11 protein-coding genes and 1 pseudogene are annotated in these 9,482 nt (G+C 47.7%); 4 read left to right on the top strand and 8 right to left on the bottom strand.

The genetic code is table 11. The annotated features are described in order from the left end of the window. Positions 1-305: 305 nt before the first annotated feature. The 4 genes from QUA04_RS27530 to QUA04_RS27515 all read left to right on the top strand — a co-directional run bounded on the left by QUA04_RS27530 (position 306) and on the right by QUA04_RS27515 (position 4,371). The gene (locus QUA04_RS27530) at positions 306-1,562 is read left to right on the top strand and encodes an ABC transporter substrate-binding protein (RefSeq protein ID WP_333263336.1); all 1,257 of its coding nucleotides are present in this window, start codon (positions 306-308) and stop codon (positions 1,560-1,562) included. A gap of 156 nt (positions 1,563-1,718) precedes the next feature. Next, complete coding sequence (locus QUA04_RS27525) at positions 1,719-2,669, top strand: branched-chain amino acid ABC transporter permease (protein WP_333263339.1); 951 nt, start codon at positions 1,719-1,721, stop codon at positions 2,667-2,669. A 148-nt stretch (positions 2,670-2,817) separates the two neighbouring features. Beyond that, positions 2,818-3,390: a GNAT family N-acetyltransferase gene (locus QUA04_RS27520; protein WP_333263333.1), complete on the top strand. Its 573-nt coding sequence runs from the start codon at positions 2,818-2,820 to the stop codon at positions 3,388-3,390. 45 nt (positions 3,391-3,435) lie between these two features. Then, positions 3,436-4,371 (top strand): branched-chain amino acid ABC transporter permease, encoded by a 936-nt coding sequence (locus QUA04_RS27515; protein ID WP_333263330.1) that lies wholly within the window; start codon positions 3,436-3,438, stop codon positions 4,369-4,371. Here the strand turns inward: QUA04_RS27515 and QUA04_RS27510 are convergent. From QUA04_RS27510 to QUA04_RS27475, 8 genes and pseudogenes are all read right to left on the bottom strand, one after another. Continuing rightward, positions 4,343-4,492, bottom strand: coding sequence for a hypothetical protein (locus QUA04_RS27510; RefSeq protein ID WP_333263327.1), 150 nt, complete (start codon positions 4,490-4,492; stop codon positions 4,343-4,345). The genes QUA04_RS27515 and QUA04_RS27510 overlap by 29 nt on opposite strands. A 203-nt stretch (positions 4,493-4,695) precedes the next feature. Next, positions 4,696-5,103, bottom strand: coding sequence for a VOC family protein (locus QUA04_RS27505; protein WP_333263324.1), 408 nt, complete (start codon positions 5,101-5,103; stop codon positions 4,696-4,698). Positions 5,104-5,201: 98 nt separating this feature from the next. Beyond that, positions 5,202-5,573, bottom strand: a pseudogene (locus QUA04_RS27500) (VOC family protein); the annotation flags it as partial. A 270-nt stretch (positions 5,574-5,843) separates the two neighbouring features. Next, a complete protein-coding gene (locus QUA04_RS27495; protein WP_333263320.1) occupies positions 5,844-6,266 on the bottom strand; it encodes a YciI family protein in 423 nt (140 codons plus the stop codon). Between the two features lie 46 nt (positions 6,267-6,312). Next, positions 6,313-6,765, bottom strand: a complete 453-nt coding sequence (locus QUA04_RS27490) for a nuclear transport factor 2 family protein (protein WP_333263317.1) — start codon at positions 6,763-6,765, stop codon at positions 6,313-6,315. Between the two features lie 316 nt (positions 6,766-7,081). Then, on the bottom strand, positions 7,082-7,441 hold the full coding sequence (locus QUA04_RS27485; protein WP_333263314.1) for a YciI family protein: 360 nt from the start codon (positions 7,439-7,441) through the stop codon (positions 7,082-7,084). An 89-nt stretch (positions 7,442-7,530) separates the two neighbouring features. Further along, the gene (locus tag QUA04_RS27480) at positions 7,531-8,775 is read right to left on the bottom strand and encodes an RNA polymerase sigma factor (RefSeq protein ID WP_333263311.1); all 1,245 of its coding nucleotides are present in this window, start codon (positions 8,773-8,775) and stop codon (positions 7,531-7,533) included. 25 nt (positions 8,776-8,800) lie between these two features. After that, positions 8,801-9,367, bottom strand: coding sequence for a GNAT family N-acetyltransferase (locus tag QUA04_RS27475; RefSeq protein ID WP_333263308.1), 567 nt, complete (start codon positions 9,365-9,367; stop codon positions 8,801-8,803). Positions 9,368-9,482 lie beyond the last annotated feature (115 nt).

Below are 9,482 nucleotides of genomic sequence, written 5' to 3'. Positions count from 1 at the left end.
TGAACCGCTTCTCTTCTGGCGCTTTATTAATGTATCAACTCTCCCCAGAGTTGTCAAGCGTTTTGCGGAAATATTTTAAAGTTTTTTTTGAAGCCATACACCGTAAGGGTTTCGGCTAAAAAGCACCCCTTGGGCATCCCCTGGCTGATTCCTCTTTAGGGCAAGGGGCTGCTTCTTGACCCCCAAATACGGTTTTTGCACGGGTCTGTGACCCTAATCGGTAGAATATTTGCACATCTAGATGTTCTATATAGAGATGGTCTATATAGTGGAGATGATCTATATATGTGTTCGATCGCCCGCTTATGAAAAAACCAGCCCCTCGCCCTAGTGCCTTGTTCGTTACCTGCGCTTCACTGCTGATGGCTTGCACTCAGACGAACACTCCCCAGACATCGACTACAGTATCTCCAGGTACTTCACCATCTCCGGCAACTTCGCCACAGGGTTCCGCTGCGGGGAACTCTACCGCTATTCCCATTGGGGTTGGGGTGGCGCAAACTAGCAATGTGGCTTTGCTCGGTCAGGAACAGGTGGCTGGGGCGAAAATTGCTGAGAAGTATTTCAACGATAAGGGGGGTGTGGATGGGACGCCGATTAGACTGGTGTTCCAAGATACGGGTGGAGATGAACAAGGGGCGATCAATGCCTTCAATACTCTGATCAATCAGGATAATGTGGTGGGTATTGTGGGCCCAACTCTCTCGCAGCAGGCTTTTAGTGCCGATCCGATCGCCGATCGCGCAAAAATTCCCGTACTCGGACCATCCAACACCGCTAAAGGCATTCCCCAGATTGGCGATTATGTGGCCAGAGTCTCCGCGCCTGTCGCCGTGGTAGCACCTAATGCAGTTAAAGCGGCCCTCAAGCAAAATCCCACTATTAAGAAAGTAGCCGTGTTTTTTGCTCAGAATGATGCTTTTAGCAAATCAGAGACTGAAACTTTTCAGACAACGGTTAAAGATATGGGACTGGAATTGGCAACAGTCCAAAAATTCTTGACTACTGATACAGATTTCCAATCTCAAGCGACTAATGGGATAAATGTCAAGCCCGATTTGATAATTATTTCTGGGTTGGCCGCAGATGGAGGCAATTTAATTAAGCAGTTGCGGGAGTTGGGCTACAAAGGCGTTATCATTGGGGGCAACGGTCTGAATACTTCCAATGTATTTTCGGTTTGCAAGGCTCTTTGCGAGGGCGTTTTAATTGCCCAAGCATACAGCCCGGAATATCAGAATGAGATTAATAAGGCTTTTCGTGATGCTTATCGCGCTCAATTTAAGAAGGAACCGCCTCAGTTTAGCGCTCAAGCTTTTACTGGCGTACAAGTTTTTGTTGAGTCATTAAAAGAAATTAATGCTAAGTCGAAGGTTAGCCAACAGCCTTTGGCAGAATTGCGTACAAATTTGAATCAGCAGTTGTTGAGTGGAAAGTACGATACGCCTCTGGGGGAAATTTCTTTTACGCCTGAAGGTGAAATCAATCAGAAAGACTTTTATGTGGCACAGATAAAAATGGATGCTGATGGTAATAACGGTAAATTTGAGTTTTTGAAATGAACTCAGGCATGACACGGATACACGGATGAGTTATTGAGTGCGACTCTGAAGTCACCCCCCCTGCCCCCCCAAGGGGGGAAGTCTGAAGTCAGAGTAAAAATTGTATGTTTTTTGTTGTTGAATGATTTCGGTGTGAGGCTCAATTCTTAACTGGTGATGGACTTAACTCTGTTTCTGCAACAATTTTTGAATGGTTTGTCGATCGGCAGCGTTTATGCTATTTTTGCCCTGGGATACACCCTAGTGTTTTCTATTCTCGGAATTATTAATTTTGCTCACGGTGCAGTGTTTACTTTGGGTGCTTATTTCACTTATGCGCTGATGGGCGGTGCTTTTGGTTTTAACGGGTTGTTGGCTAATGCGAGAATTCCCGTGCAGTTTCCTTTTGCTGTGGCACTAATTTTGGGCAGTACGCTGGCTGGTTTGGTGGGAGTAATTGTTGAAAGAGTTGCTTTTTTGCCTTTGCGCCGCAGACACTCAGATCCTCTGCTGACGGTGGTTTCTAGTTTGGGGGCGGCGGTGGCGATCGCCAATATCATCCAGTATCTTGTCGGTGCAGAAATTTACACTTTCCCTACTAATACTTACGGCAATGTGCCTGCTGCTATTAACTTTGGTACGGCGGACAAACAGATTCCTATTCGCACTGTTCAAATACTGATTTTTGGCGTAGCTATTGCGATTGTTAGTCTTCTAACTTACTTAATAAATTTCACTAAATTTGGCAAAGCAATGCAGGCGGTGGCTGAAGATGCTACTACTTCTAGTCTGTTGGGTATTGATACTGACAGATATATTGTTTTGACGTTTTTTGTGAGCAGTTTTCTGGCTGGTTTGGCGGGGAGTTTGGTGGGTTCTAGTGTTAGTATTGCTGGGCCGTATTTTGGGATTGCTTTTGGTTTGAAGGGTTTGGCGGTGATTGTGCTGGGTGGGTTGGGGAGTATTCCTGGGGCTGTTTTGGGCGGGTTTATAATTGGTTTGGTGGAGGCTTTTGTGCCTGGTGATTTTTCCGCTTATAAGGATGCTGTTGCTTTTGGCATATTGTTTATGATGCTATTGGTTAGACCGCAGGGTTTGTTTGGACGGCGTTTAATACAGAAGGTATAGTATTATTTGCAATACAGCGAATAAGGCAGGGCGGTTTTGAGAAGGGAAAACTGGTTTCCAGCAAAGACTATACCTAAACCAGCCCGTATAAACTCTTGTGGAGTTTTATAGACGTACCTAGAAAACTTATTCATACCTCAGAGGCAGTTTGATAAATTCGGAAGTTCCATTAATAGTCAGCGATCGCCTTTTTTTGGGATTAGCAAATCAAGACGATATCTGCAAAATTATTAAATTTTACAGTGACAATCAAAAGTTTTTTACTCCCTGGCACCGACATTGGGCGGAGGATTTTTTAACGGAAAGTTATTGGCAAAAACAATTAGAGAAAGATTTCCAAGGCTTTAAGTCTGACAAATCTTTAAAGATGTGGGTTTTTGAGAAGGCTAATCCTGAGTATATTGTCGGTAATGTTAATTTTGATAATTTTGTACGAGGTGCCGGTCAGTTTTGCTTTTTGGGATATAATCTGGCAGAAGCGCAACAAGGTAAAGGTTATATGAGTGAATCTGTGCGAGTTGCAATTCAATATGTTTTTGAAGAGTTAAATTTGCATCGCGTTATGGCAAATTATATGCCTCACAATCAGCGTAGTGGTAATCTACTTAAAAAATTGGGATTTGTGGTGGAAGGTTACGCTAGAGACTATTTGTTTATAAATGGTCGGTGGGAAGACCATATTCAGACTAGCTTAATCAATCCAAATTGGAAACCAAGCTAACCCGATTTTACTTAATAACTTCTAATCTAAAATATTTCAAATCAAATGGCTACATTTTTTACTACTTATGGGTTTCTGATTGTCTCGATGTTGCTGGGTGCAATGTTGGGAATGTCGCTGTATTTGCCTTTAATGACTGGACAGTTGTCTCTGGCTAGCCCTGGTTTTTATGCTTTGGGTGGGTATATTGCGGCGATTTTATCTACGACGGTTTTTCAGCAGGCAGGGGGTTTATTTCCACTGCCGTTGTTGTTATTAGAGATGATAATTGCAGGGATTGTTTCGGGGTTGCTGGGGATTTTTGTGGGAATTCCGGCGCTGCGATTGAGTGGGATTTATTTGGCGATCGCAACTATTGCTTTTGTGGAAATTTTGCGGGTTTTATCGCTGAATCTGGACATCACTGGCGGGGCTGTGGGCATTTTTGGGATTCCGCAACCGTTTGCGACGCCGATCGAGTATTTGTGGATTGTAGTACCTTTACTGTTGGTAAGTATGGCGATTGTCTATCGACTGGAACGGATTCGTGTGGGGCGCGCTTTTGCGGCGATCCGCGCTGATGAGTTGGCGGCTGATGCGATCGGCATTAACCCAACTTTTTATAAAGTTTTGGCTTTCACGTTGGGTGCTGTTTTAGCTGGGGTTGTGGGTGCAGTTAGCGCTCATTTTTTGAATACTTGGAACGCCCGGCAAGGTACTTTTGATGCTAGTATTATTTACTTGACTTCTGTGTTGATTGGTGGTAGCAGAAGTTTTCTGGGAGCAGTTTTGGGCGGGATGGTGTTTACTGCTTTGCCGGAGGTTTTGAGGGGAATGGCGACTATTCAGGGATTGCCGATTTGGTTGGCGCAATTTCTGCGGGATGGACGTTTAATTATTTTTGGGTTGCTGATTGTTTTGGGGACGATATTTTTTCCGCAAGGTTTGGTGACGCCGGAGTTGTTGAAGAGGTTTAAAAAGGGCGATCGTACTTCTGTTTAAAAAAGGATGGCCAGCCATCGCCGACCTCAGCAATCATCACTACCGTATCGTTGATGCGGACTTTAGAGTCGATCGGCTTTTCCGATTCATTGGGGAACCGCCTCAGTTCGATCGTTGCCAATACTCAGATGAGAAATGCGATATTTCTGCTACACCATCGACAACGAAATAGGGCGAAACGCAGTTGTAGCCAACTGGTTTAGATGATGAATTGATGGTTTATGCGGTCTTTTTGGATATTCGATCGCTCTTCTCAATGCAATCACTAACTTGGATTCATTGAGAAGAGCTTTGTATTATTTTCAGGAAGCAGATAGAAAATGCCTAACCTTGATTTACTGCGCTGGGTTCCATGAACACAGTTTCCCAAATGTGGCCATCTAAATCCTGAAAGCTATGACCATACATAAATCCGTAGTCTTGCGGTTCATTGTAGGTCGTTCCGCCAGCAGCAACTGCGTTGCGAATCATTTTATCCACTTCTTCTCGGCTCTCGGAAGACAAGCACACCAGCACTTCTGTACTCTTGGTGGCATCGCAAATAGGGTTGGGTGTAAATTCCTTGAACTTGGCTTCTGTCAAAAGCATGACGAAGATGTCTTCGCTCACAACCATACAAGTGGCAGTTTCGTCAGTAAACTGGGCGTTAAAACTGAATCCAAGTTTAGTAAAAAATTCGACAGACCGATCGAGATTTTTGACGGGTAAATTCACGAAAATTTTAGTAGCCATGTTTTCTCCTTTTTAACTTCGATCGCAAGGTGAAACATTAACGATTTTTCGCTAATGTTTGAATTGAAGGGTAAGGCCTGTGAGCAAACTTGAAAGGGTTAGGTAGCTTGCTGGACATCAATCATCCACGGTGTGCTAAATCGATCGACAAGCATTCCAAAACCGGTAGACCAGAAGGTCTCTTGGAATGGCATCTTTACCGTTCCGTTTTCTGCCAATTTTTGAAAGATCCGCTCCGCTTCGACCAGATCGTCAAATTGAAGATTCACAGAGAATCCCTGTGGTTTTTGAAAGCCATCGGGTGGAGTGTCAGAACCCATCAATACCATTCCACCAACAGTTAAGTTGGCGTGCATGATTCGATCGCGCTGTTCGGAGGGAATTTCCTCAGACATCGGCGCATCCCCATAGGTCATCATCCCGTCGATTTTGCCACCTAAACACTGTTCGTAGAATTTAAATGCAGCTTGGCATTCACCGTCATTCGATTTTAGATTTTAGATTTTGGATTTTGGATTGACCCCACGGATAAATTCGGGGGCTTGAGGATTTTAGATTTTGGATTTTGGATTGATTCCACGGATAAATCCGGGGGCTTGTACCATCAAGAAATTCGCTTGTCAAAAAAGAGATAAGTATTCGATTGCATCATGTACTCCTTTGGTTAATAGTCGATCGAGCAATTTATTCACGGGAAATGATGTGGCTGCCGGACGAAAAGTTAGGCAGTATTTATGCCCTCAAGAACGCTGGAGTTGTTCTGCCTGCGCCCGAATGCGTTCTTCCTGTTCCCTGAGTTCGGGCGTCAAGCATTCGCCGAAGTCCTCTGCTGCAAAGATCGGGCGAATTTCGATCTCGGATTCTCCTGGCATCGGGTTGGGGCAGCGTTTGACCCAGGCGATGGCTTCCTCCATCGACTGCACTTGCCAGATCCAGTATCCGGCAATCAGCTCTTTTGTCTCTGTGAACGGCCCGTCAGTCACGCTGCGATTTGTGCCTGAAAACCTTACCCGCGCTCCTTTTGAGCTGGGATGTAGCCCTTCGGCAGCGAGCAGAATTCCCGCCTTGACCAATGCTTCGTTGTATTGCCCCATTTCCGTCAGAAGCTGTTCGCTGGGCATGACGCCTGCCTCTGAGTCTTCGGTAGCTTTGACTAGAACCATGACTTTCATCGTGAAATCTCCTTTTGTTTGTGGTTGTTGAGCTGGGCTAAGGTGCGCTCGTGAAAACGGCTTGAGACGTTTCTGGATCGAAGGGGACAGAGCAATGCTCATGCACAATCTGCCATCTGCCCTGTTTCCGCTGGCACGCAGAGGTGATTCGCATCCACATCTGCCCCGCTGGGTGATCTTTTGGCATCCCTGTGAAGTGAAAAAGCCAGTGCGCGATCGCCAAATCACCGCTGACGGTGAGGCTGAGGTCTCGCCTCTCAATCCCGAAGGAGTCCGGGAAGCAAGGCAGGCACGCCTCCCACGTTTGTCGAAATTCATCTGCACCTTTGGTTTGGAACGGCGGTATTGCATCGAAAATAATCACATCTTGGGCGTAGTGCGCCATGATGCCATCGAGGTCTTTGGCGCAGATGGCACTGGCCGTATCTGCGATGATTTGCCGAATCTGGGCTTCGTCTTGTGTTTTGGTGGTTTCGGTTGCCACAGTCATCGTGGTCTCTCCTTCTTGATGTCGATTGGTTTTCCGGGCGCAGATTGAAAACTGCTAACTCTTGCTCTACCATCTAGTCGAATAGAGGTGCGCGCGATCGACAAGTTGAACATTTTTTCTGGAAAAGTTTGTCAGTGCGGATGTGGAAGTCTGCGTTGAGCGGTATTGACAAGCGAATTTCAAAGGTGGTACCCGCCACGTGATTTATCCGTGGAATCAATCCCAAATCGAAAATCGAAAATCCTCAAGCCCCCGCATTTATCCGTGGGGTCAATCTAAAATCTCAAATCTCAAATCTAAAATCGATTGACGGCAATTACTGGTCTGATGGCAAGCCCGACAGTTCCACGATCGGGCGAATTTCAACCGTACCTTTACTGGCGCTTGGTATGCGTGCTGCGATCGCGATCGCTTCGTCAAGATCCTTGGCATCGATCAGAAAGTAGCCGCCGAGTTGTTCGCGCGTCTCCGCAAAGGGCCCATCGGTGACAAGTTTTTTGCCGTCACGCACTCGAATACTGGTTGCTGTGGCGATCGAGTGTAGCGGCGAAGCACCTAAATATTGATTGTTCGCTTGCAGTTCTTGGGTTAGCTGCAAAGACTTTGCGTAGCATTGCTGCAGCTCGCTTTCAGTCCAGGCATCTTCGTCACTGTAAATCAGCAATATGTATTTCATCGTTACTCCAAAATTCGCTCTGAGATAGTCGCCTTCATAGAGTAGTCGTTCGGCGAAGCTGCAAATCGACAGCAAAGCAAAAAATTTTTTCAGGCTAACTCGCGAAGGCGTTTTTCGAGAAAACGACGCTCTGGTTCCTGTTTCACGATCGCCAGCGCCTTTTGGTATGATTCTCTGGCATCAGCCGTTCTGCCCAGCCGCCGACACAAATCGGCTCGCGCGGAGTGTGCCAGATGGTAGTCTGCCAAATCGCCGCGCGCTAATATTTCGTCGATCAATTGCAGTCCCGCTAAGGGGCCATCACGCATTGCCACTGCCACCGCCCGATTTAAGGCAACAACGGGCGAGGGCTCTAATTGCACGAGCAGGTCGTATAAGCCCACAATCTGCGCCCAGTCCGTTTCACCAGCACTCTGGGCCTCTGAATGCACGGCTGATATCGCAGCCTGAAGCGTGTACGAACCAAACCGTCCCGATGATAGCGATTGCTGCACCAGTAACCTGCCTTCAGAAATTTGTGCTTGATTCCAGAGCGATCGATCTTGGTCTTCTAGAAGGATGAGGTCGCCTGTGGAGGAAGTGCGTGCGGTGCGCCGCGATTCTTGCAGCAGCATCAGCGCCAGGAGTCCAATCACTTCGGAGTCTGGCAACAGTTCCATTACCAGCCGTCCCAAACGGATCGCTTCGTCAGCGAGATCGGCCCGCGTCAGCGATCTGCCAGATGAGGCCGCGTACCCTTCGTTAAACACCAGGTAGATCGTTTGAAGCACGGTGTCCAATCGAGCGGGCAAATCGGTTTTCGACGGCACTTGATAAGGAATGCGTGCGTCGCGGATCTTCGCCTTGGCCCGCACGATCCGCTGCGCCAACGTGGAGGGAGCAATCAGGAAGGCGCTGGCAATTTCCTCGGTACTGAGTCCGCAGACTTCCCGCAGCGTCAACGCCACCTGAGCTTCTGGCGACAGGGCGGGATGACAGCAAGTGAAAATCAAGCGCAGGCGATCGTCCTCAACGTCCTCGTCATCCTCGATTGTGGTGTCACTCGGATCGAGTTGTTGAGCGAGTTCTGCCAAGTGCGTATCAAAGCGGGCGCGACGGCGGATGGTGTCGATCGCTTTAAAGCGACCCACTGAAACAAGCCACGATCGCGGGTTAGCGGGAATGCCGTCACGGGGCCATTGCGCTAGGGCCACAGCGAAGGCTTCGTGCATCGCCTCTTGGGCGCGATCGAAGTCACCGAGCAAGCGGATCAGGGTGGCTAAAACGCGGCGCGACTCGGACCGATACACAGCTTCCACCTGCTGACGAATTTGATTGGCTGCTGTCTCATTCATAAACCCTTGACAAAACAAACATATATTATCGGCCGTGCCGCAGAGTACGATGCTCCCATTGCGCCCGTGCAATCCGCCAATCGACCTCGCTCCAACCGCGCTCGGACATCCATGAGGACCCGGGGCGGGTAGCAACCACCTCTGCTCCTATCCACTCGGCCAAGCGAGCGATCCGGGTATTTGCACTCACGGTAGACCCGGAGATCGCCTTCTGATCGAGTTCCGTGAACCCAAAGTCGAGCAGCGCACGCCCCACCTCGATCGCGTAAGCATATCGCCCCCAATAGGCTGGTGCCAGTTCAAGACCAAATTCCATCTCGCCAAGTTCAGACAATCTTCCCCGCAGTCCACAGCAACCGACAAGCGCGTAAGGTTCCTGTCGTTGTACGATCGCCAGTTGGTAATTGAGTCGAGGGCGATCGCTAGCCCATGCCTGAAACATCTCGAATAGGCGTGCGGCATTGTCGGGACTAGACCGATCGGGTTCGTAAAATGTCTGGTTGCGCGGATCGGCTTGGTACTCCAAGAATGGCGATCGATCGGAATCTACAAAGTCACGCAGCAGAAATATTCTGGTTACAATCTTTATCATGATTTACAACTTTAATTATCGGCTATTAAACCAACATCATATAGCATTTCTTACAAAGGTGAGGTACAATAACAGCAGTGAGTAAACCAATTCCAAATATTTGCTGATGTAACTT

The sequence above is a fragment of the Microcoleus sp. S13_C5 genome, assembly GCF_036700845.1.
Classification (GTDB): domain Bacteria; phylum Cyanobacteriota; class Cyanobacteriia; order Cyanobacteriales; family Microcoleaceae; genus Microcoleus.
The sequence above is the reverse complement of the archived record's forward strand: the minus strand, read 5'-3'. Positions and strand labels throughout refer to the sequence as shown.

Coding starts and splice junctions, on each gene's coding strand:
- QUA04_RS27530 (WP_333263336.1), top strand. CDS start 306: ATGAAAAAACCAGCCCCTCGCCCTAGTGCCTTGTTCGTTACCTGCGCT.
- QUA04_RS27525 (WP_333263339.1), top strand. CDS start 1,719: ATGGACTTAACTCTGTTTCTGCAACAATTTTTGAATGGTTTGTCGATC.
- QUA04_RS27515 (WP_333263330.1), top strand. CDS start 3,436: ATGGCTACATTTTTTACTACTTATGGGTTTCTGATTGTCTCGATGTTG.
- QUA04_RS27505 (WP_333263324.1), bottom strand. CDS start 5,103: ATGGCTACTAAAATTTTCGTGAATTTACCCGTCAAAAATCTCGATCGG.
- QUA04_RS27495 (WP_333263320.1), bottom strand. CDS start 6,266: ATGGTTCTAGTCAAAGCTACCGAAGACTCAGAGGCAGGCGTCATGCCC.
- QUA04_RS27490 (WP_333263317.1), bottom strand. CDS start 6,765: ATGACTGTGGCAACCGAAACCACCAAAACACAAGACGAAGCCCAGATT.
- QUA04_RS27485 (WP_333263314.1), bottom strand. CDS start 7,441: ATGAAATACATATTGCTGATTTACAGTGACGAAGATGCCTGGACTGAA.
- QUA04_RS27480 (WP_333263311.1), bottom strand. CDS start 8,775: ATGAATGAGACAGCAGCCAATCAAATTCGTCAGCAGGTGGAAGCTGTG.
- QUA04_RS27475 (WP_333263308.1), bottom strand. CDS start 9,367: ATGATAAAGATTGTAACCAGAATATTTCTGCTGCGTGACTTTGTAGAT.